The sequence below is a fragment of the Streptomyces sp. NPDC006879 genome, assembly GCF_042869595.1.
Taxonomy (GTDB): domain Bacteria; phylum Actinomycetota; class Actinomycetes; order Streptomycetales; family Streptomycetaceae; genus Streptomyces.
On record NZ_JBIAGC010000053.1, the window covers coordinates 13,959 to 39,331 of the forward strand.

At 69.6% G+C, this 25,373-nt stretch carries 24 protein-coding genes and 1 pseudogene; 13 read left to right on the forward strand and 12 right to left on the reverse strand.

Translation table 11 applies throughout. The annotated features are described in order from the left end of the window. Positions 1 to 11: 11 nt before the first annotated feature. The gene (locus tag ACFYMC_RS26520; RefSeq protein ID WP_388529595.1) at positions 12 to 206 is read right to left on the reverse strand and encodes a DUF5999 family protein; all 195 of its coding nucleotides are present in this window, start codon (positions 204 to 206) and stop codon (positions 12 to 14) included. Between the two features lie 481 nt (positions 207 to 687). Between ACFYMC_RS26520 and ACFYMC_RS26525 the strand changes: the two genes are divergently transcribed. Beyond that, positions 688 to 2,331: an alkaline phosphatase D family protein gene (locus ACFYMC_RS26525; RefSeq protein ID WP_388529598.1), complete on the forward strand. Its 1,644-nt coding sequence runs from the start codon at positions 688 to 690 to the stop codon at positions 2,329 to 2,331. Between the two features lie 206 nt (positions 2,332 to 2,537). Here the strand turns inward: ACFYMC_RS26525 and ACFYMC_RS26530 are convergent, their stop codons facing one another. Beyond that, positions 2,538 to 3,125, reverse strand: coding sequence for a hypothetical protein (locus ACFYMC_RS26530; RefSeq protein WP_388529601.1), 588 nt, complete (start codon positions 3,123 to 3,125; stop codon positions 2,538 to 2,540). A gap of 488 nt (positions 3,126 to 3,613) precedes the next feature. Here ACFYMC_RS26530 and ACFYMC_RS26535 point away from each other — a divergent pair, with 488 nt between their 5' ends. Both ACFYMC_RS26535 and ACFYMC_RS26540 read left to right on the forward strand, forming a co-directional pair. Beyond that, a complete protein-coding gene (locus tag ACFYMC_RS26535; RefSeq protein WP_388529604.1) occupies positions 3,614 to 5,164 on the forward strand; it encodes a glutamate-cysteine ligase family protein in 1,551 nt (516 codons plus the stop codon). 169 nt (positions 5,165 to 5,333) lie between these two features. Then, positions 5,334 to 6,188, forward strand: coding sequence for a CPBP family intramembrane glutamic endopeptidase (locus ACFYMC_RS26540; RefSeq protein WP_388529654.1), 855 nt, complete (start codon positions 5,334 to 5,336; stop codon positions 6,186 to 6,188). Positions 6,189 to 6,215: 27 nt separating this feature from the next. Here the strand turns inward: ACFYMC_RS26540 and ACFYMC_RS26545 are convergent, their stop codons facing one another. Beyond that, the gene (locus tag ACFYMC_RS26545; protein WP_388529607.1) at positions 6,216 to 7,040 is read right to left on the reverse strand and encodes a PhzF family phenazine biosynthesis protein; all 825 of its coding nucleotides are present in this window, start codon (positions 7,038 to 7,040) and stop codon (positions 6,216 to 6,218) included. 341 nt (positions 7,041 to 7,381) lie between these two features. On the opposite strand from ACFYMC_RS26545, the gene ACFYMC_RS26550 reads away from it, so the two are divergent. Then, entirely contained in the window at positions 7,382 to 8,083 is a 702-nt protein-coding gene (locus ACFYMC_RS26550) for an Imm21 family immunity protein (RefSeq protein WP_388529610.1), read from the forward strand. Positions 8,084 to 9,122: 1,039 nt separating this feature from the next. On the opposite strand, the gene ACFYMC_RS26555 is transcribed toward ACFYMC_RS26550, so the two are convergent. The 4 genes from ACFYMC_RS26555 to ACFYMC_RS26570 form a co-directional block, all read right to left on the reverse strand. Continuing rightward, on the reverse strand, positions 9,123 to 10,190 hold the full coding sequence (locus tag ACFYMC_RS26555) for a TniB family NTP-binding protein (RefSeq protein ID WP_388529613.1): 1,068 nt from the start codon (positions 10,188 to 10,190) through the stop codon (positions 9,123 to 9,125). After that, complete coding sequence (locus ACFYMC_RS26560) at positions 10,184 to 12,223, reverse strand: integrase (protein WP_388529655.1); 2,040 nt, start codon at positions 12,221 to 12,223, stop codon at positions 10,184 to 10,186. The genes ACFYMC_RS26555 and ACFYMC_RS26560 overlap by 7 nt, the downstream gene beginning before the upstream one ends. A 20-nt stretch (positions 12,224 to 12,243) precedes the next feature. Continuing rightward, positions 12,244 to 13,056 (reverse strand): TnsA-like heteromeric transposase endonuclease subunit, encoded by an 813-nt coding sequence (locus ACFYMC_RS26565; protein ID WP_388529615.1) that lies wholly within the window; start codon positions 13,054 to 13,056, stop codon positions 12,244 to 12,246. Positions 13,057 to 13,173: 117 nt separating this feature from the next. Beyond that, a complete protein-coding gene (locus ACFYMC_RS26570; RefSeq protein WP_250404268.1) occupies positions 13,174 to 13,602 on the reverse strand; it encodes a VOC family protein in 429 nt (142 codons plus the stop codon). A 256-nt stretch (positions 13,603 to 13,858) separates the two neighbouring features. On the opposite strand from ACFYMC_RS26570, the gene ACFYMC_RS26575 reads away from it, so the two are divergent. Beyond that, positions 13,859 to 14,479 carry a PadR family transcriptional regulator gene (locus ACFYMC_RS26575; protein WP_388529618.1) on the forward strand — a complete coding sequence of 207 codons (621 nt, stop codon included), beginning with the start codon at positions 13,859 to 13,861 and terminating at the stop codon, positions 14,477 to 14,479. Between the two features lie 44 nt (positions 14,480 to 14,523). Here ACFYMC_RS26575 and ACFYMC_RS26580 read toward each other — a convergent pair whose 3' ends face one another. After that, positions 14,524 to 14,952, reverse strand: a complete 429-nt coding sequence (locus ACFYMC_RS26580; protein ID WP_388529622.1) for an SRPBCC family protein — start codon at positions 14,950 to 14,952, stop codon at positions 14,524 to 14,526. Between the two features lie 165 nt (positions 14,953 to 15,117). Between ACFYMC_RS26580 and ACFYMC_RS26585 the strand changes: the two genes are divergently transcribed. Beyond that, the gene (locus tag ACFYMC_RS26585) at positions 15,118 to 16,110 is read left to right on the forward strand and encodes a DMT family transporter (RefSeq protein ID WP_388529625.1); all 993 of its coding nucleotides are present in this window, start codon (positions 15,118 to 15,120) and stop codon (positions 16,108 to 16,110) included. Positions 16,111 to 16,395: 285 nt separating this feature from the next. Next, positions 16,396 to 17,349 (forward strand): DMT family transporter, encoded by a 954-nt coding sequence (locus ACFYMC_RS26590; protein WP_388529659.1) that lies wholly within the window; start codon positions 16,396 to 16,398, stop codon positions 17,347 to 17,349. A gap of 42 nt (positions 17,350 to 17,391) precedes the next feature. On the opposite strand, the gene ACFYMC_RS26595 is transcribed toward ACFYMC_RS26590, so the two are convergent. Then, entirely contained in the window at positions 17,392 to 18,072 is a 681-nt protein-coding gene (locus tag ACFYMC_RS26595; RefSeq protein WP_388529627.1) for a pyridoxamine 5'-phosphate oxidase family protein, read from the reverse strand. A 23-nt stretch (positions 18,073 to 18,095) separates the two neighbouring features. Here ACFYMC_RS26595 and ACFYMC_RS26600 point away from each other — a divergent pair, with 23 nt between their 5' ends. Further along, positions 18,096 to 19,427, forward strand: coding sequence for an aminotransferase class I/II-fold pyridoxal phosphate-dependent enzyme (locus ACFYMC_RS26600; RefSeq protein ID WP_388529629.1), 1,332 nt, complete (start codon positions 18,096 to 18,098; stop codon positions 19,425 to 19,427). Here the strand turns inward: ACFYMC_RS26600 and ACFYMC_RS26605 are convergent. Next, positions 19,349 to 20,356: a DMT family transporter gene (locus ACFYMC_RS26605; protein ID WP_388529631.1), complete on the reverse strand. Its 1,008-nt coding sequence runs from the start codon at positions 20,354 to 20,356 to the stop codon at positions 19,349 to 19,351. The two genes, ACFYMC_RS26600 and ACFYMC_RS26605, sit on opposite strands and share 79 nt — an antisense overlap. Positions 20,357 to 20,431: 75 nt before the next feature. On the opposite strand from ACFYMC_RS26605, the gene ACFYMC_RS26610 reads away from it, so the two are divergent. After that, entirely contained in the window at positions 20,432 to 21,370 is a 939-nt protein-coding gene (locus tag ACFYMC_RS26610; RefSeq protein WP_388529634.1) for a LysR family transcriptional regulator, read from the forward strand. Between the two features lie 34 nt (positions 21,371 to 21,404). On the opposite strand, the gene ACFYMC_RS26615 is transcribed toward ACFYMC_RS26610, so the two are convergent. Next, positions 21,405 to 21,866, reverse strand: a complete 462-nt coding sequence (locus ACFYMC_RS26615; protein WP_388529637.1) for a pyridoxamine 5'-phosphate oxidase family protein — start codon at positions 21,864 to 21,866, stop codon at positions 21,405 to 21,407. Positions 21,867 to 21,914: 48 nt separating this feature from the next. On the opposite strand from ACFYMC_RS26615, the gene ACFYMC_RS26620 reads away from it, so the two are divergent. From ACFYMC_RS26620 to lnt, 4 genes are all read left to right on the forward strand, one after another. Beyond that, positions 21,915 to 22,559, forward strand: coding sequence for a cysteine hydrolase (locus ACFYMC_RS26620; RefSeq protein ID WP_388529640.1), 645 nt, complete (start codon positions 21,915 to 21,917; stop codon positions 22,557 to 22,559). A 54-nt stretch (positions 22,560 to 22,613) separates the two neighbouring features. After that, positions 22,614 to 22,793 (forward strand): hypothetical protein, encoded by a 180-nt coding sequence (locus ACFYMC_RS26625; protein ID WP_388529643.1) that lies wholly within the window; start codon positions 22,614 to 22,616, stop codon positions 22,791 to 22,793. 49 nt (positions 22,794 to 22,842) lie between these two features. Next, a complete protein-coding gene (locus ACFYMC_RS26630; RefSeq protein WP_388529646.1) occupies positions 22,843 to 23,319 on the forward strand; it encodes a nuclear transport factor 2 family protein in 477 nt (158 codons plus the stop codon). Between the two features lie 76 nt (positions 23,320 to 23,395). Continuing rightward, positions 23,396 to 24,991: an apolipoprotein N-acyltransferase gene (gene lnt / locus ACFYMC_RS26635; RefSeq protein ID WP_388529648.1), complete on the forward strand. Its 1,596-nt coding sequence runs from the start codon at positions 23,396 to 23,398 to the stop codon at positions 24,989 to 24,991. Here lnt and ACFYMC_RS26640 read toward each other — a convergent pair. Further along, positions 24,915 to 25,277 (reverse strand): annotated as a pseudogene (locus ACFYMC_RS26640) (gfo/Idh/MocA family oxidoreductase); the annotation flags it as partial. The gene lnt and the pseudogene ACFYMC_RS26640 overlap by 77 nt on opposite strands. Between the last annotated feature and the right edge of the window lie 96 nt (positions 25,278 to 25,373).

Sequence of the window (25,373 nt, forward strand, 5' to 3'; positions counted from 1 at the left end):
CGCCTGTTGCGTCAGGCCACAGCCCCCGCCCGCGGGCGGTGCGGCGCGATGATCTGTCCGTCCGGCAGCAGCTCACCGGTGTCCTCGAAGAGCAGGACACCGTTGCACAGCAGGCTCCAGCCCTGTTCCGGATGGTTGGCCATGGGACGGGCGGCCTCCCGGTCGGCTGAATCTGCTGATGGGCAAGGTGGCTGGTGCTGGCACATGGGAGTGTTCTTTCGCTGCGGTGTGGTGTGAGTTCTGCGGCCCGACGTCGCTGTCATGCCGCCCCCCGTATCAATCGGCTGGTCAGTCCCAACAGTCTTCCTCGCCCGCGGGCACGGGCGCGGATACAACCAGTGTTGCTCTGAGGGCGGCCATCCGCAGGGATTTCCCGCTAGCTGTCCTCATAGATTGATGACGCATCACCCGTGCGGGCGGTTCAACCCAACTACCCTGTCCTTTCGGATGGTTCGCAGGACCGGCCGGGCTAGTCCGATCGGGCCCCACCATCACCCGGGGCCGGCGGTGCTGCCGCGGCCACCGCGGACCCTTGCCCGCTCAGGGCCGGGGCGCCGCGCGTCGGCCCCGGTGCGGGCCGTCGCGGACAACTCATCGACGCGACACGCGAAGGTTCGTCAGAGGACCTAGCCCGGACGTCCCCTGCTGGTGCGCTGTCATGGACTGCAGCTACCAGGGGAGGGCCAGATGACAGTTGTGGACCGCTTGGGGCAGGGTCTGGGGCCGGCGTTCCGGGCCGCCGCGCGTCATATCGACCGACGGAGGTTCCTCACCGTCACCAGCGCCGCGGCGGCCCTCGCCTTCGCCGCCGAACTGCCCGCCGCCGGTGTCGCGGGCGCCCCGGAGCTGGACCCGAGAAAGATCACCCAGGACCCGTTCTCCCTCGGTGTCGCCTCCGGCGACCCGCTGCCCGGGTCAGTGCTGCTGTGGACCAGGCTCGCGCCGCGCCCCTACGAGCCCGACAGCGGACTGCCCCACCGGCGGATCCAGGTCCGCTGGGAGCTCGCTCACGACCCGCGGTTCAGCCGGATCGTGCGCCGGGGCTCAGCCACCGCGCACCCCGAGTACCACCACAGCGTGCGCGTGGAGTTGGACCACCTCGCCTCCGACCGTGCCTACTACTACCGCTTCCGCGCCGGTAGCTGGATCAGTCCCACCGGGCGCACCCGCACGGCCCCTGGTCCCGGCGCCGGCCCCACCCGTCTCAGCCTCGCCGCCGTCTCCTGTCAGGCGTACCACGACGGCTACTTCACCGCCTACCGACACCTCGCCGAGGAGGACCTCGACGTCGTCCTGCACCTCGGGGACTACCTCTACGAGTTCGCCGTGGACCCGGCCGGCGGCGCGCGCGGCTACACCGACCGCCGCCTGCCCGCGCACTACGGTCGTGAGGCGCGGACCCTGCAGGACTACCGGCTGCGCTACTCCCTCTACAAGAGCGACCCGGACCTCATCGCCGCCCATGCCGCCCACCCCTTCGTCGTCACCTGGGACGACCATGAGACGGAGAACAACTATGCGGGGAACTCCTCAGAGGACGCCGTCGTACCGGAGGAGTTCCTGCTGCGCCGGGCCGCCGCCTACCGGGCGTACTGGGAGAACCAGCCGCTACGCCACCACCAGCGACCGCAAGGTTCCCACATGCGGCTCTACCGCCGGCTGAGGTTCGGGCAGCTGGCCCAGTTCGACGTCCTCGACACCCGTCAGTACCGATCGGACCAGGCGTACGGGGACGGCTGGAAGGCGCCCGGCCCCCGGTCCGAGGATCCAGGCCGGACCATGACGGGAACCTTGCAGGAGCGTTGGCTGCTCGACGGATGGCGTGCTTCGCGCCCGGTGTGGAACGTCGTTCCCCAACAGGTGGTGTTCGCCCGGCGGCGCAGTGTCCCCGGTGACGGGGCCAAGCTGTCCATGGATGCCTGGGACGGGTACCCGGCCTCCCGCGATCGGATCCTGGCGGGAGCCACGGCCACCGGCGTGGAGAACCTGGTGATCCTTTCCGGCGACGTACATGCCGGCCTTGCCTTCGACATCAAGGAGGACTTCGACGACCCGGCTTCCCGTACGCTCGGCACCGAGCTCGTCACCACCTCGATCAGCAGTGGAAAGGACGGCTCCGTCCGCCCATCCAACTGGGCCGATCTCATGAGGGCCAACCCGCACCTGGGCTTCTACGACGGACGCCGCGGCTACTTGAGGCTCAACCTGACGCAGAACCGGGCCCGCGCCGACTTCCGTACGCTGTCCCGGGTGACGACCCCTGGCGCCCGGGTCACCACGGCCGCTTCCTTCGTCATGGAGGCGGGTGATCCAGGGCTCAAACCCGCCTGAGGGCGGGGCGGCCCCGGGGACTGGTGTCGACCCCCGCTTGAGCAGCCTGCTTTCCGCCCCGCGGCCGGGCCTACAGCACCGTGCCGGCCCCCGATCTCGGTGATGTCAGCACACGAGGGCAGGGGCCGCCCGGCTCCTCCGGGTGGTCCCTGCCCGTGACCTGCGGGAAGTCCGACGAGTCCCCCACCCCGGCGCTTCCCCTGCGATCACGCCGGAGTCGCCAGCACCTGTGCCGGGGCAAGCCGATGGGTCATCACCGGCAGTAGTTCGGAGACGGGGTGCGCGCGATGCGCGGCGATCCCGGGTGGCGCGGGCGCCAGCGGGATCAGCAGGTCCGTAGCGGCGGGAAGACCTGAGGCGGCGTCTGCCCCCACGGCTCCGTGCAGCCACAGCGTGAGCATGTACAACTCGGGTACGGAGAGCAGGCGAGCCTGAAGCGGGGCGCTGATCGCCTCCGCTTGACGCAACGCGCGCTCCGTCGAGGTCACGTACGGACCTTCGAAGAAGTGCGAGAAGGCCCACCCGTCCGGGGTGAGCATGGTGTCGGCTGCGGCGACGAAGCGGTCACCGCAGCGGATCAGGAACCGCCACCCGGTGAGCCGGGTGCGCGGCGGCCGACCTCCGTTGGTGATCCGGTCCAGGACGTGGACGGGAAGCGGCAGTTCGGGGGACATGGGCCCCTGCAGCGTGCGCAGCGCGGGGGTATGGGCCGCGTGGACGGCCGTGGGGGAACCGAGTGCCGCGAGAACGCTGCGCAGGGCGGGCGCGGGGGCTGGGGGGACATGCAGCGGCATGGTGGGTCGCCTCTCACTCAAGAGACCGGTGGAGCGGGCAGGTGCGGACGGCGCTGTCGCATTTTGGGGTCAGAGGCGGGCAGTGGGGCAATGGCCGCGCGCCAACTCTCTGCCTTGTTTGCGGAGTTTATACGACATGTGTTCGCACGACGTTTCCGCTAGCTGTCCCGCGTATTTCAGGCAAGGCTCTTACCGGACTCGTTCGTGCGGTATTCGTGCCGGCTACGCGCAGACAGCGCGCCCTGACCTCGCAGGTTACCCGACGGGGGGTCGGCTGGAAAGCGTTGGTATTCGAAATCTGGCAATGCCAATGGGAAATGAACCCCCACCATATGCCCTCTACATATGCGGAAGCGCCTCTCGGCCAATCCGGCGCACGCTCCCGGTGACATGAGCCGCGGGCACAGTTAGCGATCGCCCGCGCTGGGCATCATCGAGGTTACGCGAGCTGACCGGTGCTGGTCGGCTCCTTGAGGAGGGACGCTTCGATGGGGGAGAAGGTCGTGGCAGGCGGGTTCGACCTGTCCGATCGGCAGCGGTACCGCAGGAAGCTCCACGAGTGTCTTGAGGGGCTGGGGAGACTCCTGGCGGAGAAGCGATTCGACCGGCCCAGGAATCTCATGGGCCTGGAGATCGAATTGAATCTCGTTGGTTCCGACGGCCTGCCCAGAATGATGAACGGACAGGTGCTGGAACGGATAGCGAGTCCGGATTTCCAGACCGAACTCGGAATGTTCAACCTGGAGGTCAACATTCTCCCGCACCGGCTCGACGGGCGGGTTTTCGATCAGCTCGCCGAAGAGCTGCGAACGGGCCTGGGATATGCCCACCGGCAGGCGGCGGAAGTGGATGCCGGCGTCGTGATGATCGGGGTTCTTCCTACCCTCACCCAAGATGACCTGGTCTCGGCGAACCTTTCCGACGTCGACCGGTACATGTTGCTCAACGAGCAGATCATGATGGCCCGTGGGGAGGACTTCACCCTGGACATCGAGGGAGTGGAACGGCTGAGCTGCACCGCCGCCTCGATCGTTCCGGAGGCGGCATGCACATCAGTACAGCTCCATCTCCAGGTCACCCCGGCGCGCTTCGCCGACGTCTGGAACGCCGCACAGGTCGTGACCGCCGTGCAGATCGCACTGGGAGCGAACTCGCCCTTCCTGCTCGGTCGTGAACTGTGGCGGGAGTCCCGCCCCCCGCTGTTCACGCAGGCCACGGACACCCGCCCGCCCGAACTCCAGGCGCAAGGGGTCCGCCCCCGTACCTGGTTCGGTGAACGCTGGATCGGATCGGCGTACGAACTCTTCGAGGAGAACCTGCGCTTCTTCCCCGCGCTGCTTCCGATCTGCGACGAGGAGGAGCCCTTGCGCGTCCTTGCCGCAGGTGGGGTGCCCGGGCTCCGGGAGATGGTCCTGCACAACGGGACCGTCTACCGGTGGAACCGCCCCGTGTACGCGGTGGCCGACGGAATGCCCCACCTGCGGGTGGAGAACCGCGTGCTGCCCGCCGGACCGACCGTCACCGACGTCATCGCCAACGCCGCCTTCTACTACGGGCTGGTGCGCACCTTGGCCGACGATCCCCGTCCGCTGTGGCACCGGATGTCCTTCGCCACCGCCGAGGCCAACTTCGACGAAGCCTGTCGACGCGGTATCGACGCCCGACTCCGGTGGCCGCAACGCGGACGCTCCGGTGGGCTCGCCACCGTTCCCGCGGTCCGCCTCGTTCTCGACGAACTGTTGCCGCTAGCCGCCGCGGGCCTGGATGCCTGGGGTGTCGAAGCCGTAGACCGGGATCGCTACCTCGGTGTGATCGAGCAACGCTGCCGAGGACGTGTCAACGGTGCTTCCTGGCAGGTGGACACCTACCACCGGGCCTTGGAGTCCGGCCTCGGGCGGGATGCCGCCCTGGCCGCCATGGCGCGCCGCTACAGCGAGCTGATGCACGGGGGAACCCCCGTGCACGACTGGCCGACCGGACTCCCCGGGCCGTCCGGTGCCCCTGCGGCTGAGAGGTCCGTGGGGTCCCCACGGACCTGAGTGCCGTCCGGGACTCCCGTGGGGCCGCCACCGTAGGTCCCCTGACGTGGCCTACGGTGGCCGTGCTCGTTGCCTCCTAGCCCGGGGACCCGGAGGGGCGCGCGCAAACGTGTTGCCCATCACCGGGCCGGACCCGAGGAGCGGACGTGTACCTTACGTGCGCACCCCGATGGGTCCGGTGGGGCCACCGGGTCGGGCAGCGCTGGAACGGGAGTCAATCGTGCGGGTCGAGGCGGACAGGGTGACAGAACCATTGCGCGGGGCGGAGTCCGGTCGAAAGGTCTGGAGATCCGAGACGCTCCTGGTCCTCGCCCTCTCGCTCGGAGCCAGCGGTGTCTCCGCCCTGATCAGCTTCATCGGGTCGCTGACCAAGCCAGGGGGGCTCAAGGACCAGGCCGCCACCCTCAACGGCAGCTACGCGCCGGGTCGGCCGTGGCTCGATCTGGCCTGGCAACTCTTCGGCATCGCCAGCGCGTTGGTCCCCGTGCTACTCGTCGCCCACCTGCTGACCCGCGAAGGCGCCCCGGGGCTGCGGACGGTCGGACTCGACCGCACCCGCCCCTGGTGGGACCTCGGCAGGGGCACTCTGATCGCGGCGGGGATCGGCAGCGCCGGACTGGCCTTCTACCTGCTCGCACGGGCCAGCGGAGCCAATCTGACCGTGGTGCCGGAGAACCTCCCCGACGTGTGGTGGAAGATCCCCGTCCTGGTCCTCTCCGCGATCCAGAACGCCCTGGTCGAGGAGGTCATCGTGGTGGGATACCTGCTGCGTCGCCTGGGGCAGCTGGGATGGACACCGATGGCCGCCTTGGCTGCAAGCTCGCTGCTGCGCGGCTCCTACCACCTCTACCAGGGCATCGGCGGATTCCTCGGCAACGTGGTGATGGGAGTGGTCTTCGTGCTGCTCTACCGACGCTGGGGGCGGGTGGGGCCGCTGGTGGCGGCCCACGCCCTCCTCGACACCGTGGCGTTCGTCGGGTACGCGCTGTTGGCCGGCAGAGTCGACTGGCTGCCCACGGGCTGAGGTGTCGGGCCCGTCAGGCCGTGCGGCTTACGGAGAGCTGAGCAGTTCGCCGTCGATGACGGTGACCGCCCGGCCCGTCAGTTCGGTACGGTCGCCGCGCAGACCCACCTGCACCAGCCCGGTCCGACTTCCGCCCTGCCGGCCGGTGAGCTCGGTGCGGCCACCCAAACGGGCGGACCAGAACGGCGCCAACGCCGTATGCGCGCTGCCCGTGACCGGATCCTCGTCGATGCCGAAGGCCGGGAAGAACCCTCGGGAGACGAAGTCGTACCCACGGGCGGGGTCCTCGGCGAGGGCCGTGACGATCACCCCGCGGCGGGCGTAGCCGCGCAGTGCCGCGATGTCCGGCCGTAGTTCGCGTACCGTCGCCTCGTCCGCGAGCTCCACCAGGAGGTCACCCACGTGGTCGGCGGTGTCGTGGACGGAGAGGACCTCGGCGCCCAAGGCGCGAGAGACCTCGGTGGGGGCTTCGACCAAAGTGATCGTGGAGGTGGGGAAGTCCAGCGTGAGACTGCCGTCCCCACGGGCGGTGGCGAGGAGAATCCCACAGCGTGCCGCGAACCTGATCGTGCCGGTGGCGCGACCGGTGGTGTGCAGAACGTGCGCCATGGCCAAGGTGGCATGCCCGCACATGTCCACCTCGGCGGTGGGTGTGAACCAGCGCAGCGCCCAGTCCGCCTCCGCGTCGGCGGGCAGGGGATGGGCGAAGGCGGTCTCGGAGAGGTTCACCTCGGCGGCCACGTCTTGGAGCCACTGGTCCGAGGGGAAGGAGCCGGAGTCCAGGACGAGGACCCCGGCGGGGTTGCCGCCGAACGGGCGGTCGGTGAAGGCGTCGACGATTCGGATACGCATGCGGCGAAGCTACCTCCCACTCCAGGCCACGATCCAAGGCCAATCCAAGAGAATCGGACCTGATGCGTGCTGTCACCACTCGCCGAGCTGCCCCAGCTTCGCGCTGTGCGGGCGGGTCACTTCGCGGAGCGACGTCCACCGCAGGACGAGGAAGCGACGTCACCGTAACTCAGGGTGATTCGTTCAGGTTCACCGAGGCCACCACCGGAAAGGGGGTGAAGCCCTTCAGCTGATCCACCACCAACCGATGGCGGGGAGATTATCTGGCCGCCACCGGGGGCACCCACGAGGCCACCAGCGGGGCAGATCACTGGCCGCCCGCGGGGAGCGCTACGAGGCCGTTGACAGTCCAGGTTCAGCGAATCGACCGATGTTGTCCTGTGCCCCGGCTGACTGTCCTCGACGGGCCCGCCCAGCCGCTGTCCGGTGTCAGTGGCAAGCGGCAGACTGCGCGCATGAATGATGCCCTTGAATCTGATCGCAGTGACCGCGCTGAGCTGGCCTGGGTCAGCTCGATGGGCGGTCCGTTGATCGTGGTCCCCGAGTCCTGCATTGGCGCATGGGGCGGGTGCACGGAGGAGGGAGCCGTCCTGGGCGAGGACGGTGGCCGTGATGATTATGACCGGGCTTGCGAGGTCGACGACTGGGCTGGCGTGATCGCCGTGCGCGCGGAGGCTGCGACGGCGCTTGTCCTGGCCGATGAACCCGCAATGACCTGCTTCCTGTCGGAGGAGTTGGTCTTCGTGCGATGGCTGGCTGCGGATTCGGAGGAAGAATTGCTCGCCGGAGCGCAAGCAGTCGTTGCCGACCCGGACACTCCATGGGAGGACGGCGGCCTGTGGGTCACTGATGGCCCGGCGGTGCTGATGGACTCGGCCGTGGCCGGCGCGGATCTCGGAGTGGAGTATCCGGGTGGTGGCCAGCCGGAACAGGCTCCCGTGCAGCTTCCGGCAGGTCGGTGGAGGGTCCGCGCTGTCCATACGAAGAACGAGTTCGCGTGGGTTGGCGTGGTGCAGCTTGTTGCCGAGGATGGCTCGGTCTGAAGGCTGGCATCCCGAGCCATTCATACTTCGATGGCACGTGCTGAAAGTTCGCTATCGCCGGACAGACGTTCGCGGTAGGCCCGCTGGCGACAACGGTGAGAACACGTGCGGCGTCTGGCCTGGCCGAGGACTGCCGGGAGGAGCCCCTTGCAGACTGGGCAGGTCGACAGGCTCTGGGGTGGAGGCAGGGCCTCGGAGGGGGATTTCGGCGGAGGTGACGATGCTGCTGGCTGAGACCGATCTTGGGCCGGACTCACGCGCCTTCGGTATGCCTGCTGGCGACAGCGGTGAGAGCAGGTTCGCCGCTGTGCCTGGTTGGGGCCGAGGGGCAGTAGAGCCGAGCAAATCTCGCAGAGCCGTAGAGATGGGGGCGGCGACGGCGGTTCTGCTTCTCCAACCGGGGAGGTAACTGGGTGAGGCGGTGGTGCATTTCGCCAGCGGTATGCCCGCTGACGACACCGTTGGGAACACGTTCGCCGTCTCGAAGAGGGCAGGGGACGTTCGCAGATGGGACACGGGAGCGGTTCGGTTTCCTCGGTCTGGGCGGATCGTTCTTGGCGACGTCGCTGTCGTTCGAGATAGGCGTCCCGACGGCAGCGCGATGAACACAGGTGACGGCGCCGTCCGGGCCGTATCCGCATGATCTCGCCGCACTGCTTGCAGGGCACTCGCAGCCACTCGCTGAGCGGGTGGCGTCTGCGGTATGCCTTCTGGCGGCGAGCCTGCGAGCATCGCAGAGCTTGACGTCCGAGGATACCGAGGGGCGGCATGGCGGCGCCGCACTCCAGGCAGTGCCGGGTCTCCAGCGTGATCCGCAGGAAGTCCGGATCGCGGCCCGTGACGGCCGCCAGCCGCGACCAACTCGGGATGCCTCGATGATCCGGCGGTTCGCAGAGAAACATCCGCAGATAGCCCGGGATCAGGTGGTTGGCATGGGCGAGGCGGACGATGAACGACCGGACTCCTTCGCCGCCTCGCGGGCGGACCTGGACAGGCAACAGGCGGATGTTCCCGCTGATCACGCCGCTCTCGACGATGCTCATGAGGCCGGTTTGGACTTCCGGGTCTCGGCCGCGCGGTCGAGTTTCACGCTCTGCAGGGACTTGCGGGTGATCTTCTCGGTGCCGTCCAGGATGGCGTCGAGGGCGGCCCCGCGGATGAGGTGGGACAGCGAGCCGATCATGCCGCCGGTGCGGTCGTGGAGGTAGTGGGCCAGCCCTTCCAGGGTTCCCGGCCGGTGGTGGTGCAGCCGCAGAGCCTCTTCGAGGGTGGTGACCAGGCCGGTCCACTCCTCGGTGCGGGGGAACGCGACGGTTTCGATGACTCCGAACCGGCCCGCGATCTGCCGTCCCCGGGTGCCGTTGAACAGGCCATTTGCCTCCAGGTCGACTCCGGCATAGACGAAGGTGGCCGGGATGCGCTCGGAGAAGTACTTCAGGGTGTCGGAGACCTCGGCTCCGCTGCGGGTCGCAAGGGAGAGATTGTGCAGCTCGTCGACACAGACGACGGTGACCCGCGCGTCGATCAGGACCCCGCAGACAGCCTCGATGACGTCGGTGATGTTGGCGCGGACGGTGACGGGCAGGCCGAGGAAGCGGGCGAACTCCACGGCCAACATGCGCGAGGTCGCGGCGGGCGGGACGGTGACGTAGACAACGGGGATGCGACCGCCGACGCCGGGGTGCTGACGCCGGTCGATGGCTTCGATGGTCTTGCCGAACTGGGTCAGAGCGGTGGTCTTGCCGGTGCCGGCCGGGCCGGACAGGATCAGGCCCCGGCGGGCACTGATCGCGTGACGGTTGAGCAGGGTCAACCGTCGGCCAGTATGAACGACGGTCCGCAAGGTGGAGGTCGCCGCCACCGTCATTCTGGTGTGGTAGTCGAGGCGGGCGTCGTCGTAGTCCTGGCGCTCGTCCGGCCCCAGTCCGGCGAGGACGTCGGCGGGCAGCAGGTCCGGCGGGGCTGGATCTTGAGTGGTGAACTCCCGCCAGCCCTCAAGGGTGGTGAGGTGGCGGTGCAGTTCCTCCTGGTCCACGGCCCGCCGCCAACCGGCCTGCAGGCCGGATGGCGGCAGCTGTTCGAACGCGGGCCCAGCTGCGGTCACCATCGCTTGTCCGCCTCCTTGAAGGGGTCGAAGACACCAAGCGGAATGACCTTCGCGACCAGCTCGTCCTGCGTGTCTGCTTCCTCGTCGTCGTGAGGCAGCATGTCGTCTGGCGCGGCCGGCACCGGTTCGGGCTTCGGCGGCCGGGGACCGTTGCCTTCGGCGCCTGCCTTGGTCCGGGCGGCGACTCGCCGGTCGCGCCGGGACGGCCGCTTCTTCCCGCCGCCCTCGGGACCTTGGTTGGCCCTGATCAGAAGCTCGGACACAGCTTGGGCGATCTGTTCCTCGGTGGGATCGCTTTCGCCCTGCTGACGCAGGTCGGCCGCGGCATGGTCCCAGGCCAGATCCCCGAACGGCTGCGGGACAGTGCCGAGGTGTTTCCAGGGGACGGGGATCCAGCCGCCCTCCCAGTGGTTGCGGACCCAGATCCAGTTGGCGTCGTAAGGGTCGCGGTGGATCTCCCACAAGTTCTTCTTGCGGGCGACCCCGGAGGGCTGGCGCCGGAAGGGGCCCAGGTCCGCGCAGTCGTAGATGCGGTGGCTGATCTTGATGCCGTAAGAGTTGACCGCCCGCCAGGTCGCGGGCAGCAGTTCGACGTAGTCGTCCCCGGTCAGGGCCAGGGGAACGTAGCCGGCGCTCTCGAGCAGGCTGGCGTACTTCTGGTTCGGCGTGAAGGGGCGGCCGGGACTGCCGGGGTCCCGCAGCCCGTCGTGCGGCCTGTTCTGCCACTTCGCGATGAGCCATTCGTCCAGGAGTTCCTGGATCTCCAGCATTGACCACAACGGCTCGTCCTCGACGTTCCGTCCGCGGTGCTCGGCCGTGCGGCCCAGGTAGCCGGGGAGGAACTGGCAGAGCATCGTGGCCACCGATTCGAGCGTCCGCTCGATGTGGGGCTTCTCCGCGGGCGAGCGTGGGTGGCAGGGCTGGAAGTTGATCTCCAGAGTCCGGCAGGCGGCCCGGAAGTTCTCCGGGATGATCACCGGCTGGGCCGCGGCGTGCTCCAACCGTTCGTCCAAGGACAGCAGCCTGCGATGCGGCAGGACCGAACGGGACATCCTCAGTACGTCTGACCAGCCCAGCCGCATCGGCTCCGGGGTCAGAGCACGGGCCAGCAGCAGCGAAGCGTCCACCGACTTGGTGGTCGGCCGCACGACCGCGGCGGCGATGGTGCGGGTGGCGACATCGACCAGGCCGCAGAGCTCGACCCTGCCAGGCACCCCCTCATCCAGCCGCACCAGCACGTCCAGCGGGGTGGAGTCGATCTGCATCAACTCGCCCGGCGCCGCGACCTGCTCGTAACGGAACGGCCCCTCCGGCTGGTTGGCCAGCGACTGGCGAGTGCGGGCCGACCCAGTCACCGGGATGCCGCCGGACAGCTTCGCGAACAAGCGGTAGAACGTCGCCCGCGACGGCATCTCCACCACGTCCTCGCCGTGCTCGGCAGCCAGGATGCGGCCGGTCCGCCAACGCGCGTACTCGATCGTGCGAGTGGAGGCCGGGACACTCTCGGCAATGGCCTGACGCATCGCCGCCACCACCCGAGGATCAGCCCGGCCCAGCAGCGACGCGCGCGGAGCGAGACGGCGGTCCGCCACCGCGGCGACCCCGCCGGCCTCGTAACGCTGCCGCTTGCGCTTGACCGTCCGTGCACTGACCTCCTCGCCCCGCGCGGCCAGTTCCGCGGCCTTCGCCCGCTCGCGTTCCGCCAGCGACCGGCGGGCCGGGTCGTATTCGGGCCGGGGCAGAGCCCCCGCCGGAGCGTCCGGCGGCAGCCCGGTCAGGATCTCGATCAAGTGGTGCTGCCACCACAAGGCCCGCTTCGCGGCCTCCTCCGGGAGATGGTCCAGAAGCGCGGCCGAGCCCAGTGTGGCCCGTTCTGCGGTGCCCAGGACGGCGAAGTCCTCAGCCCCTTGGAGGTGAACCTGGTCGACGAGCATGCCCGTGCCATGGACGTCGGCCAGGCGGACCCGCATCCCGGTGAGCGCGACGACCGTGTACGTGCTCTTCTCGAACCTGACCCGGTCACCCAGCCGCAACCGTCCTGGACGCGCAGACCTCACGACGCCCTCCCCGCCGCCAGGCCGACGACCGTCCCGCCGTCCAGCGGAGCCGAGACCAGATCGGCTGTCAGCTCGTTCCGCCAGAGCAGGTGGTAGAGCGCCGGCAGCACCGCATACTTGTCCCCGACCCGGTCAGCACCGGTGAACAGCAGCTGAGGCTCGGCGAACACCTCCCGCAGGGCATCCGCCACCGAGGCCCGGTGGCAGCGCAGGTGGCGATAGCGCGCCAGCCACCGCAAGTTCGTCCGGAACGTCTGGTCCAAGTCCCCGACCAGCCGAAACTGCCACCCCACCGTTGCACAGACCTCCGCGGTGAACGCGAAGACCTCGGCGGCCTCCTCGTCGACGAGACCCTCCGGCCGGACATCGACCACCACGCCGGTGCCGTCGGCCAGCCATGCGAAGTAGTCCGGAGTGTGCTGACGATCCCGTTCGCCGTCCCACCAGGACAGGCAGAACGGCTGCGAGGCCAAGGCCACCACCGAAGGGTCGAAGTCCAGGGCCATCGCGGCATCCCGCTCGACCCACGACTCGTAACCCACCAGGTCACGCGAGGACGCCGCCCAGTACTCACCCGTGAAGTTCTTCTGCCCCTTGAACGAGATGAACTTCCGGACCGGGGCTGCACGCTCGAAGGGCTCGTCCCAGCAGCGGGCCAGTGACCCCAGCCGCCCGAACCCGTCGACGCCGACGAAACCCACCTGCACGTCGGACGCGTACTCCCATGCGGATCCCGACCTCACCGGCTCGCTCACGGCCACCTCCCCGACGCCCTCGCTGCCAGCGTCGGCCACCCGGTGCGAAGCCATGTCCCGGAGTCACGAGGCGTCACCCCATCGAGCGACCACCCGTTCCGTACACCACGAGGACCAGATCACTTGAGACCACAAACCAGGTCCTCTCGTGCGGGGACACGTTCACAGCCCTCAGTCGATGCAGAACTCGTTGCCCTCGATGTCAAGCATCGGGATGCACGCATCGTTGCCGTCATACAGCGTCTGCACGTGTACCGCGCCAAGCGGGACCAACCGTGCGCATTCGGCCTCAAGTGCGGCGAGGCGCTCTTCCCCCACGAGTCCGGTGCCGACCCGCACATCAAGATGAACCCGGTTCTTGACGGCCTTCCCCTCAGGGACGCGCTGGAAGTACAGCCGCGGGCCCACACCTGAGGGATCAATGCAGGCGAACCATGAATCCCGCTGCTCAGGTGGCTGCGAGCCCCTGAAGTCATCCCAGGTGGCGAACCCCTCTGGCGGCGGCGGTATGACGTACCCCAACACCTCGCACCAGAAACGGGCGAGGCGCTCAGGTTCTGCGCAGTCGAAGGTGACTTGGAACTTCTTGATCGACGTCATCGGCCCACCATATTGGCGTGTCCCGTTCACCGAAATCCCGGGGATCCGCGGCGTGCGGGTCGAGGTCTCGCGTGGCATGAGCAGCGTCAACGGGCCAGGCCGCCTGAGACGACGAGCGAACCGGACCAGATCACCTGAGACAGGGGCCAGGTCGGCGTAGGCAGGACACCCGCGTGGGGTCGGCCTGTTGTCGAATCCATCGCTCCGATATATCGTTGGAGTATCGCGATAGTGCGACTATGTGAAAGGTGTGGTCATGTACTCCAAGGGACACGCGGATGGATTCGGCCCCTGCGGGCGTCGCTGGGGCATTCGGGAGGCGGAGTTCGAGGGTCGACGTGCGGCCTTTGGCCCGTTCGGCCCGCCGTTCGGTGGCGGCGGCGGTCATTTCGGCCCCGGGTTCGGTGGTCGGGGTGGTCGTGGTGGGCCGCGCGGCAGGGCGCGTAGGGGTGATGTGCGGGCGTCGATCCTGGCGCTGCTCGTCGACCGTCCGATGCACGGCTACGAAATGATCCAGGAGATCGCGGAACGCAGTGGTGGCGTGTGGAAGCCGAGCCCCGGCTCGGTCTACCCCACTCTTCAGCTGCTGGAGGACGAAGGGCTGATCGTGAGTCGCAGTGAGGGCGGCAAGAAGTTGTTCACGCTCTCCGAGGCTGGACGCGTCGAGGCCGAGGCTGGGCCACGGGCCCCGTGGGAGGAGGTGGGGCAGGGGGTGGACTGGGAGGCCATGAAGGAGATCCGGGCGGCCGGCTTCGGTCTGACCGAGGCCTTCGGTCAGGTATGGAAGACGGGTACGTCTGAGCAGCGACAGCGCGCCATCGCGGTCGTCAATGACGCGCGCAAGCGGTTGTATCTGATTCTCGCCGACCAGGATTGAAGCCGCGTGGCGGGGCGTGGGGCGGTCCCGAGCGGCGTCGAGGCTCAGCCCAGGAGGCCGGCGAGCTTGCGCAGGGACTCGTTCAGGGCCGCTGTGGCTGAGTCCTTGAGCTTGCCGGCCATGAGCGATACGGCGCCCCCGGTGAACTCGCCGTCGATCCGTACCAACGTGCCATTGTCTTCGGGGGTGAGTTCATACCGGGTGGCGACGGTCACGCCCATGGGGCCTCTGCCTCGGATCGCTAGTATCCGCCCGGCTTGCAGCTCCTCGATCGCCCAGGTCACCTCCGCGGGGAATCCCATCATCTTCATGTTCTCCGTGAAGGTGGCGCCGACCGCCAGCGGCCTGGGCCCACCCCCGGGGAACCCGGCGTGAGTGGTGTTCCAGCGCCCGTAGGAGCTCCAGTCGGTGAGTTGCGACCGGACCCGGTCGGCGGGGGCCTCGATATGTGATTCGGCGGTCACTTCGGCCATGGCACGGCCCCTTTCTTCGGTTGTGTGCCGCAAGGTAGCCATGACGTGGCGAGGAAGCAAGGATGATGGATCGTCAGATGTCGGCTGTGGGCGACTAGTTGTTCCAGCCGTCTCAACAGGTGTAACGGGGGTGACGGTCCTTACTGGAGCTGTCATCATGGCCGGATGCAAGCGTCAGGGAGAAACGCCGGTCTGGGCCTCGCCCTGCTTTCGGCTGGAGCGTTCGGTGGTTCCGGGGTCGCGGCCAAGCCGTTGATTGAGGCAGGCCTCGACCCGCTCCACGTGGTCTGGCTTCGGGTGGCCCTGGCAGCCCTGGTGATGTCCCCGGTGGCGTGGCGCCACCGGGGTCTGGTCCGTCGGGAACCGGCGCTGCTCCTGGGTTTCGGGCTGCTCGCCGTGGCCGGCGTCCAGGCCTTCTACTTCGCTTCGCTCTCCCGTATCCCGGTCGGCGTGGCGCTGCTCATCGAGTACCTCGCGCCGGCCCTGGTGCTGGGTTGGGTCCGCTTCGTGCAGCGCCGCCCGGTCACCCGGGCCGCGGCCCTCGGTGTCGTGCTCGCCGTCGTCGGCCTCGCCTGCGTGGTGGAGGTCTGGAGCGGGTTGCGCTTCGACCTGCTCGGGCTCCTGCTGGCGCTCGCAGCCGCCTGCTGCCAGGTGGGCTACTTCATCCTGTCCGACCAGGGCGGCAAGGGTCAGGGCGCGCCGGACCCGCTGGGGGTCATCGCCTACGGCCTCCTCATCGGCACCGCGGTCCTCACCGCGATCGCCCGTCCGTGGCGGATGGAGGGGAGCGTCCTGGCGGGGGAGGTCGGACTGAACGGCACCGAACTGCCCGCGGTGGTCCTCCTGGTCTGGATCGTCCTGATCGCCACCGTGCTCGCCTACGTCACCGGTGTGGTCTCGGTGCGCCGCCTGTCCCCGCAGGTGGCCGGGGTGGTCGCCTGCCTGGAAGCGGTGATCGCCACCGTGCTGGCCTGGGTACTGCTCGGCGAACACCTCTCGGCGCCACAGCTGCTCGGTGGCGGACTGGTGCTGATCGGCGCCCTGATCGCGCAGACCTCGACCCCCAAGTCTCCGCCCCCCGCGCCGGTGGCGCACGGAGGGCCACCCCCGACCTCGGCCGGGCAGCTCGTGGCGGACCGGGAAGCTTCGGCGCCCTGAGGACTGTCCGGCTGTCCCCGGTGGGTGTGCGAAGCCGGCCACGACACCTCGCCGCGCGCCGGATCATCCGAACACGCCCCGCACGCGAGCGCTCCTTCGCCTCTCGATGCACCGTGCGCGCTGACCACCACAGCTGACGCGGCGGCCCCGAGCGGCGGCGACGCGGAACCAGTGGCCGGTTCCGGGCGCCCCAAGGCCGGGCCCGCTGTCCGCTCTCAGCGTCCCGCAGCCCCCGCACCTCCGCCCGTGGAGACGTACGTGTCGAACTCCTTCCTTGCGCCGTCCATCGAGTCCACCGACCAGGCTGCTCCCTGCGGCCCTCCTGTCGGGCGGAGCCTGCTCCGCCTGGCCGTCGCCGGGGCGGCCTGGGGCACTGCGGGCGCCGCGGCCTTGCTGCTGTACGGCGCCAGCGACCTCGGCCCGCTCGCGCTGTCCTTTTGGCGTTGTGCCGGTGGGTTGACCGTCCTGCTCGGCGTGCTGGCCCTGCGTCCCGCCCGCTCGGACGGCCGCCCTGCGCCGCTGCGGCGGCGGCTGCCCTTCCTGCTGGTCACCGGGACGCTGTTCACGGTCTTCCAGTCCGCCTACTTCGCAGCCGTACGGGACACCGGCCTCGCAGTGGGGACCGTCGTGACGCTGGGGGCCGGCCCCGTCCTCATCGCGCTCGGCGCCCGACTGACGATGGGGGAGCGACTGGGCAAGGGGGGTCTGTGTGCCGTGGTGGGAGCCCTCGCCGGGCTGGCGGTCCTCGTCCTGGGCAGCGGCGCGAGCGCGGTGCGTCCCGCCGGGGTGGGGTACGCGCTGGTGTCCGCCGCAGGCTATGCGGGGATGACCCTCCTGACGCGTCGCGCCGGGGTGCGTGGTTGTGCGCGGGATCCGTTGACCACCACGGCCTGGGCGTTCGGGATCGGGGCGCTGGGCCTGCTGCCCCTGGGGCTCGCGGAGGGCCTGTGGCCGCAGGTGGAGGAGGTCGGGCGGGTGGTCTGGTTGTTGGTCTACTTGGCCACCGTGCCGACGGCTTTGGCCTACGCGCTCTACTTCACCGGGGCCGCGTTGGTGCGGGCCGCCACGGTGTCCGTGGTCATGCTCATCGAGCCCGTCTGCGCGGCGGCCATCGGCGTCCTCGCGCTGGGTGAACACCTGACCCCCGCCGTCGTGGTCGGGACGCTGCTGTTGTTGACCGCGGTCGCGGGGCTGGCAGTGTCTGAGACGAGGTCGACCGCGCCCCTCGCGAAGGCCTGAACCGGGCCGGTGCGGCCGGCCTCACCGGCCCGGTCACCGGCCTCACCGCTGGGTCAGGTAGGGGGGAGCCTTGATCTCCGGGTTCAGGTCGTCCGCGGGGATCGGCTCGCCGTAGCCCTGGGTCAGGGGCACCACGCCGGTCCAGTGGGGCAGTTCCAGGTCTTCGGGTTCGTCGTTGGGCCCCCCGGTGCGCATCTTGGCCGACACCTCGTCCAGGTCCAGGCGGAGCACCGCGGTGGCGGCCAGTTCCTTGGCGTTGGCGGGGCGGGAATCCGCCGAACGTCCGGGGACGACGTGGTCGACCAGCGCGTCGAGGGCCTCACGCAGTTCCTGTGGGTCGGTGACCTGATGGGCCGTGCCGTGCACCACCACCGAGCGGTAGTTCAGGGAGTGGTGGAAGGCCGACCTGGCGAGTACCAGCCCGTCGACCTGGGTGACGGTGACGCACACCGGCAGACCGGGGTCGCTCTGGGAGGCCATCCTCAGCGGACGCGATCCGGTGGAGCCGTGCAGGTACAGCCGCCTACCGACCCGTCCGTAGAGGGTCGGTAGGACGACCGGCGCACCTTCCCTGATGAAGCCCAGGTGGCAGACGTATGCCTGGTCGAGGATGGCGTGCACCGTCTCGTGGTCGTAGTGGGCACGGTCCCTGGACCGGGTGGGGACGGTGCGGTCGGTGGGTGCGTACGCGGCTGGGGCGGCGGCGGACATTGCGCTCTCCATTGCACTAGTGCAAAATATCTTTTGTGCTAGGAGAGTATATGATCACTGGGCGTCGCGCATCGGAGATTTCCGCGAGCGTGGAAGCGGGCGTGGGTAGCGAAGAACTGGCTCCTGGTGCCGTGCTGCCACCCATGCGCGAACTGGCGGCCCGTCTGGGTGTCAACCCCAACACGGTGGCCGCCGCCTACCGCAGCCTGCGTGAGCGCGGTGTCATCGAAACGGACGGGCGGCGTGGCAGTCGGGTGCGCACCCGACCCGCCAGCACACTCCACGGGTCCATCAGGGCTCATGTGTCGCCGGGCGTCCGTGATGTCTCCTCCGGAAACCCGGACCCCACCCTGCTCCCCGACCTGAGCGGGGCGCTGGCCGCAGCCGCGCGCCGGCACGCCGCGCGGCCGGCTCTGTACGGCGAGGGAGCGGTCCTGCCGGAACTCGCCACACTCGCCGGCGAAGGACTGGAAGCGGACGGTGTGCCGGTCGGCAAGATCGCAGTCACCTCCGGTGCGCTCGATGCCGTCGAGCGGGTGCTCGCCGCCCATCTCAGGCCCGGAGACGCAGTCGCCGTCGAGGACCCCGGATGGGGCGCTCTGCTGGACCTCGTTCCGGCACTCGGGCTGCGGCTGGAACCCGTGGCCATCGATGAGGAGGGTCCGCTGCCCGAGGCCGTGGAGGGGGCCTTGCGGCGGGGCGCGAGAGCCCTGGTGGTCACCGATCGCGCCCAGAACCCGTCGGGCGGGGCGCTGAGCGAAGCCCGTGCCGAGGTGCTTCGAGGCGTGCTGGCCGGGCACCGGGAAACCCTGGTGATCGACGACGACAACGGTCACGCGATCTCATCGGTTCCGCTGCACAGCCTCTGTGGAGCCACCCGGCACTGGGTGTTGGTCCGTTCCACGGCCAAGGTCCTCGGCCCCGACCTGCGGCTGGCGGTCCTCACGGGGGACGCCGTCACCGTGGACCGGGTCAGTGGCCGCCAGCAGTTGGGGCAGGGGTGGGTGAGCAAACTCCTCCAGTACACCGTGGTGGACCTGTGGGCCACGAGGGCCGTTGACCCCGTGGCGGTGGCCCGTTCGTACGACGGTCGTCGCGAGGGCCTGGTCGCCGCCTTGCGGGAGCGCGGCGTTCCGGCGGTGGGGAGGACCGGGATGAACGTCTGGGTGCCGGTTCCGGAAGAGACCGGCACGACGACCCGGCTGCTCGCCGCGGGCTGGGCGGCGGCCCCGGGAGCGCGCTTTCGCACGCGGGCCTCGCCGGGGCTGCGACTGACCGTCTCCTCGCTTCAGCAGCGGGAGGTCGAAGAGCTGGCGGCAGCCGTCGCGCTCGCCACCGGGCCGTTGCCCGGGCTCCGCTTCGGCTGAGAGCCGGTTTGTGCTGGTGGCCTGGCCTGGGTGAGGAAGGCGCCGGCGAGGATGATCACCGCACCCACCGGGGTGTTCCAGTGCAGGGTCTCGCCCAAGATCGCGACACCTGCGGCGGTGGCGATCACGGGGGTGAAGTAGGTGACCATCACGGCAGTGGTGGGACCGACCTCGGCGACCAGGCCGTACTGCAACATCATCGCGAGCCCGGTGCCCAGGGCGCCCAGCGCCACCACCGACAGCGTCGGCCACAGCGAGAACGAGCTGGGCGCGGTGCTGAAGAAGGCCGTGAACACCAGGAGTTGGCCCGTGGCCAGCAGGAGCTGGCCGCAGGTCAGGGCCACGTGGGAGTGACTGCTGCCGGCCAGGGTGCGACGGACGTAGATCCAGCCGACCGGGTAGCTCAGTGAAGCGAGCAACGCCAGGAAGGTGCCGGTCGGGTCCACCCCTGAGAAGCCCTGCCAGGCGCCGAGCACGGTCAGGACGCCGAGGAACCCTATGCCCAGCCCCGCGACCCTACGGCGAGTCGGACGGTCCTCCGAGAAGGCGGCCAGCGCCAGGACCATGCCCCACAGGGGCGAGGTGGCGTTGCAGATCCCGGCCAGGCTGGAGGGGATGGTCAGCTCGGCGTAGGCGAAGAGCGAGAAGGGCAGCGCGTTCAGGAAGAACGCGGCGATGGCCAGGTGTCCCCAGGTGCGGGCGCCGCGCGGGAGCCGCTCGCGCCGCACCGCCAGAGCAACAGCGAGGACCGCGGCCCCGAAGAAGACCCGGCCCAGGGCGACTTGAAAGGGCGCGAAGCCTTCGGTGCCGACCTTGATCAGCAGGAAGCTGAAGCCCCAGATCACGCAGAGGGTGGCGAAACGAGCCCGCCAGTCCAGGTGGGGGCGAAGTGCGGGTCGGGCGTGACGGGATGCTGCCGGAGTGCTCATGCCGGCAACCCTGGCCCAGGCAAACTTCTTAGCACAAGTGAAATTTAGTGCACTAATTGGCGTAGTATCGCTTACATGTTGAATCTGGAGCGCCTGCGCACCCTCGACGCCCTGGCCCGCCACGGCTCGGTCAGTGCTGCCGCGGAGGGCCTGCACGTGACCACCTCGGCAGTCTCCCAGGCGATGGCCAAACTCGAACGCGAAGTGGGGCAGCAACTGGTCGCCAAGCGTGGGCGTGGTATTCGGCTCACCGATGCGGGTCGGCTGCTCGCCGACCACGCGGCCCGGATCATCTCCCAAGTGGAGATCGCCCAGGCGGACGTGGAGGCGCGCCGCGGCGAGCCGGTCGGGGAGCTGCGGATGGGCGCCTTCCCGACCGCGCTACGGGGGCTGTTTCCGGCGGCCCTTCGCACCCTACGCGCCGAGCACCCCGAACTACGCGCCCAGACGCAAGAGCTGGATCCGGCTGTGAGTATCGAGGCGGTGGTGCGCGGCGATCTCGACTTGGCCGTGGTCCTCGACTGGCACAACAAGAGGATGCCGGTCCCAGCCGGGTTGCTCCGGGCGCCACTACTCGACGACACCGCGGACGTGGCTGTTCCGGCCTCGCACCCACTCGCCGGGCGGGAGGCCGTGACGCTGGCCGACTTCGCGCAGGACGAGTGGGTTTCCTGGCCGGAGGGGCAGTTCTGTCACGAGTGGTTGCTCTTCACGCTGCGTGGGGAGGGCGTCGAACCGCGGATCAGCCACCGGGCGGAGGAGCACCACACCCAGCTCGCCCTCGTCGCCGCCGGACTGGGTGTGTGCGTCGCGCCGCGACTTGGTCGGGGGCCGCTTCCCGCGGGGGTCCGTCTGCTGCCGGTGCGGGACACCGTGCGGCGGCACCTCTACGTGGTGTGGCGCGCGGATGCCGACCGGCGCCCCTCGATCAGGGCCGCGGTGGAGGCGCTACGGGCTGCGGCGGCCCGGCAGGTGGAGCCCTTGGTGGCAGGGGGCGACGAGCGCCCGCAGTAGGAACGAGCAGCGGGTCCGACTCGGAGGTGGCCGCTCAGAGTTTGCGGAAGTCCCAGGAGGCGATTGCCTCCGGGGTGAGGCGGATCCAGGCGTGCCGGCCGTCGTGGGGCATGTCGACGAGGCCGAAGTTCTTGCGGGCGAACAGTGTTTCCGCCTCGTCGAGGTCCGGGCAGGGCTCTCCGGTGCGAGGAGCCTCACCGACGAAGGCGGCGCGGCCCGACAGTTCGACGCCGCGCAACTGACCGTACTCCTCGCCCGCGTCCACGAGCGCCGATATCCGTGGATCCTCGCGCAGCTCTGCCCAACGTCGGCTGCGGGTGAGTGAGTACAGCCACATCGAGTTCCCGTCCCAGGCGAACCACAGTGCGCTGACGTGTGGGCGACCGTCGGGGGAGACCGTGGCCACCCGGCAGGTGCGCTGCTCGGACAGGAAGTCGTCCAGTTCCCGCGGGGACATCATGATCCGCCGCCCTCTCAGCTGTTCCCGTGCAGCCATCCGCCCCACACCCTTCATTTCTGACTGAGTGTCAGAAATAATGATGCCATGCCGGCCATCGGAACGCTCCCGCTCGACCCGGCCACCAGCTGCCTGCTCACCGTCGAGTGCCAGGAGGGCGTCGTGGGCAAGGCCGGCGCGCTACCCGAACTCGCCCGAGAGGCCCACGACTCCGGGATGCTCGGCCGCGTCGCCCGGCTCGTCGACGCCGCCCACGGATCCGGCGTCCAGGTGCTCCACGCCGTGGCCGAGCGTCGCCCCGACGGGCGAGGGGCCAGCCGCAACGCCCGCCTCTTCCGTGCCGCGGAGCGGCTGGCCGTGCAACAGCTGACCGGAACGGAGGCCGTACGGATCGCCGCCCCTATCGCGGTCGCCGAGGAAGACCTCCTCCTGCGGCGGCTGCACGGCCTGTCCCCGTTGGCCGGAACCGAAGCGGACGCCCTGCTGCGCAACCTCCGCTGCCGCACCCTGGTGGTCGCCGGCGTGTCATCGAACGTCGCCATCCCCAACACCGTCTTCGACGCCGTGAACCTCGGCTACACCGTGGTCTTGCCCGCCGACGCCATCGCCGGAGTGCCCGCCGCCTACACCCGCGAACTCGTCCGGAACACTCTGGCCCTGGTATCGACCGTCACCACAACGAGTGAAGTCCTCGCCCACTGGAACGTTCCCGGGGGCGCTGGGCGTCGTTGAAGGAGGGAAGACGGCCCGTGGTCGGGGCCGTGCCTGGAGCACAGGGGGTGCCTGATGGGTCTACGGGTGGTGCTGGAGCGATTTCCTGCGGGAAGCCCCCGCGGGAGCTGGCCGGCCGAGGAGTACGCCGCGGAGCGGCTGCGCGAGGGGGTGCCGGCAGAAGTGGTGATGGATCTCGCCTCGGACGCCTTCCTCGTCGTGGTGCGGCAGCGGGATCCGGACAGGCGAAGTTGATCGGCGCGGGGCCCTTGGCCTGGTGGGCCCGCTGTCCCACACTGAGCCGATGACGCAGCGTGTAGAACTCGCGACCGTACTGGACCGGCTGGCCATCGACGCGGTCATCACCGGATACGCGGTGGCCGTGGACGACGGCGACTGGGAATCCTACCGCGCCCTTTTCACAGCCGACGGCCGGGCTGACTACCGCTCCGCCGGTGGGGTCGACGGCACGGCGCACGAAGTCACCCAGTGGCTCACCGACACCATGCGGCGCTTCCCGGTCCGCCAGCACCTCATCGTCAACCGTAGGGTGACCTTCGCGGACCCCGCGGGATATCCCGGGGATCTGGCCGAAGTGTGCGCGGACTACCTCAACCCGATGCGCCTGGCCGAAGAGGGCGACCGAGCCACCCAGCCCAATTTCCTCTCCGGGGGCCGCTACCGGTTCGACCTGGCGCGCACCGACGAGGGCTGGCGCCTCCACCACGTCAGAGTGCATGAAAAGTGGCGCCACGCCCCCGGCCTGTCCACCACGCCCTGACCAGCCGCCGACCGCCACACTGGGACGTGCATCCCCTAAGGGGCCCATTGGCTCCGGGTGCCCGAGGAGGCGAGCGATGCGAACCCCGAACGGGCGGGGACTTTGGACCTCCCCCAGGTGGCGTATGCCGGGCGCGGTCGCGGCCGGCGCGGTGCCCGCTCTCGCGTTCCCCGCGCCCGCTCTGTGGTGGATCGCCTACGTGGCGCTCGTTCCCTGGCTCCTCCTGCTCCGTTCCGCTGGCTCCGGGCGCCGGGCAGCACTCGAAGGTTGGCTCGGCGGGATCGGGCTGACCCTCGCTGTCCACCACTGGTTGCTGCCGAGTCTGCACGTTTTCCTCTTCCTGCTCGCGGCGCTCCTGGGGCTGCTGTGGGCGCCCTGGGGGTGGCTGGCCCGGCGTACCCTCAGCGGCCGGCCCTCAGCCGTGGGCGTCCTGAGCGCCCTTTTGGTCCTGCCCGCAGGCTGGATGCTGCCCGAGCTGGTCCGGTCCTTCGAAGGGCTCGGTGGGCCGTGGGGCATGCTGGGCGCCAGCCAGTGGCAGGTGCCGCTGGCGCTCCGCCTGGCATCGGTGGGTGGCGTGTGGCTGGTGAGCATGCTGGTGGTGGCGGTGAACACCGCCGTGGTCCTGGCGCTCACCGCGCCACGGTCAGCTCGGTATGTCGCGCTCTTCGGGCTGCTCGTGCTGGCCCTGTTGACCGGTGGTCTGGCCGGCTTGAGCCCACAGCCCGTCGTGGACGGGCAACTGAGGCTCGCCATCGTCCAGCCGGGGGTGGTGTCCGGTCCGAACGGCGTCGAACGCAGATTCGATCTCGGTGAACGCCTTACCCGGCAGCTGGTAGGACAGTCGGTCGACCTGGTCGTCTGGGGGGAGAGCAGCGTCGGGGCGGACCTGGAAGCGCGGCCCGACCTCGCCCGGCGCCTTGCCGCCCTGTCTGCCGAGACGGGTGCACCGCTGCTGGTCAACGTCGACGCACGGCCTCCCGGCGGGCCGGGCATCTACAAGAGCTCCGTGTTGGTGGGCCCTGACGGTCCGACCGGAGAGCGGTACGACAAGATGCGCCTGGTGCCCTTCGGAGAGTACGTCCCGGCCCGCTCCCTGCTGGGCTGGGCCTCCTGGGTCGGCAAGGCCGCTGGCGAGGACCGCATCCGAGGTAGCGGCCCGGTGTTGATGAGACTCCCAGGGGCGAGCAACCGTGGCAGCCCCCTCCTGCTGGGGCCGCTCATCTGCTTCGAGTCGGCCTTCCCCGACATGACCAGACGGCTCGTCCGGGACGGCGCGGGGCTGATCGTCGTCCAGTCCTCCACCTCGACCTTCCAGCACAGCTGGGCACCGGCCCAGCATGCCGCGCTGGCAGCGCTGCGGGCCGCGGAGAGCGGACGTACCACGGTGCACGCCACGCTCACCGGCGTCAGCACCGTCCACGGTCCCCGGGGCGAACCCATCGGCGGGCGACTGGGCACCGGGAGCAGTTCGGCGGCCGTCTACGAGGTTCCCCTGGCACAGGGCGTCACGCCCTACGTCCGCTACGGCGACTGGGCGGTGTACGCGGCCCTCCTGGTCCTCGCGGGCTACTTCGGCGCCGCCGGCGGCCGCTCCCTCAGGAGCACTGCTCCAGAGCCTCCAGCACGACCCGCTCGCACAGTTCGTGGGTCAGCAGGGCGTCCCGGGCGCTGAGCGTCCGCCCGGCAGCCACGGCATCCAGGAAGACGTGCACCACCTGTTCGATGCCCCGTTGCCGGGCCACCGGCACCCAGTCCCCTCGACGGCGCACCGTCGGCTGGCCTCTGTGGTCCACGACCTCGGCCAGGTTGAACACCTGGCGCTTGGCGTCCTGGCCGGAGACCTCAAGGCTTTCCTCCGTGGAGCCGCTCAGCCGGTTCATCACTCCGATGGCGGTGAAGCCGTCCCCGGCGAGTTGGAGCACGACGTGGTGCATCAGACCGTCCCTGATACGGGCCCGGGGACCTTGACCCCGGATTTTGGACACCGGAGACACTTGGATCTTGATGGTCCAGGAGAACGGAGTCCCCGTGGGGATGAAGCATTACCCGGCCGA

Coding starts and splice junctions, on each gene's coding strand:
- ACFYMC_RS26520 (WP_388529595.1), bottom strand. CDS start 206: ATGTGCCAGCACCAGCCACCTTGCCCATCAGCAGATTCAGCCGACCGG.
- ACFYMC_RS26525 (WP_388529598.1), top strand. CDS start 688: ATGACAGTTGTGGACCGCTTGGGGCAGGGTCTGGGGCCGGCGTTCCGG.
- ACFYMC_RS26530 (WP_388529601.1), bottom strand. CDS start 3,125: ATGCCGCTGCATGTCCCCCCAGCCCCCGCGCCCGCCCTGCGCAGCGTT.
- ACFYMC_RS26535 (WP_388529604.1), top strand. CDS start 3,614: ATGGGGGAGAAGGTCGTGGCAGGCGGGTTCGACCTGTCCGATCGGCAG.
- ACFYMC_RS26540 (WP_388529654.1), top strand. CDS start 5,334: ATGGGTCCGGTGGGGCCACCGGGTCGGGCAGCGCTGGAACGGGAGTCA.
- ACFYMC_RS26545 (WP_388529607.1), bottom strand. CDS start 7,040: ATGCGTATCCGAATCGTCGACGCCTTCACCGACCGCCCGTTCGGCGGC.
- ACFYMC_RS26555 (WP_388529613.1), bottom strand. CDS start 10,190: ATGGTGACCGCAGCTGGGCCCGCGTTCGAACAGCTGCCGCCATCCGGC.
- ACFYMC_RS26565 (WP_388529615.1), bottom strand. CDS start 13,056: ATGGCTTCGCACCGGGTGGCCGACGCTGGCAGCGAGGGCGTCGGGGAG.
- ACFYMC_RS26570 (WP_250404268.1), bottom strand. CDS start 13,602: ATGACGTCGATCAAGAAGTTCCAAGTCACCTTCGACTGCGCAGAACCT.
- ACFYMC_RS26575 (WP_388529618.1), top strand. CDS start 13,859: ATGTACTCCAAGGGACACGCGGATGGATTCGGCCCCTGCGGGCGTCGC.
- ACFYMC_RS26580 (WP_388529622.1), bottom strand. CDS start 14,952: ATGGCCGAAGTGACCGCCGAATCACATATCGAGGCCCCCGCCGACCGG.
- ACFYMC_RS26585 (WP_388529625.1), top strand. CDS start 15,118: ATGCAAGCGTCAGGGAGAAACGCCGGTCTGGGCCTCGCCCTGCTTTCG.
- ACFYMC_RS26595 (WP_388529627.1), bottom strand. CDS start 18,072: ATGGAGAGCGCAATGTCCGCCGCCGCCCCAGCCGCGTACGCACCCACC.
- ACFYMC_RS26605 (WP_388529631.1), bottom strand. CDS start 20,356: ATGAGCACTCCGGCAGCATCCCGTCACGCCCGACCCGCACTTCGCCCC.
- ACFYMC_RS26610 (WP_388529634.1), top strand. CDS start 20,432: ATGTTGAATCTGGAGCGCCTGCGCACCCTCGACGCCCTGGCCCGCCAC.
- ACFYMC_RS26615 (WP_388529637.1), bottom strand. CDS start 21,866: ATGGCTGCACGGGAACAGCTGAGAGGGCGGCGGATCATGATGTCCCCG.
- ACFYMC_RS26620 (WP_388529640.1), top strand. CDS start 21,915: ATGCCGGCCATCGGAACGCTCCCGCTCGACCCGGCCACCAGCTGCCTG.
- ACFYMC_RS26625 (WP_388529643.1), top strand. CDS start 22,614: ATGGGTCTACGGGTGGTGCTGGAGCGATTTCCTGCGGGAAGCCCCCGC.
- ACFYMC_RS26630 (WP_388529646.1), top strand. CDS start 22,843: ATGACGCAGCGTGTAGAACTCGCGACCGTACTGGACCGGCTGGCCATC.
- lnt (WP_388529648.1), top strand. CDS start 23,396: ATGCGAACCCCGAACGGGCGGGGACTTTGGACCTCCCCCAGGTGGCGT.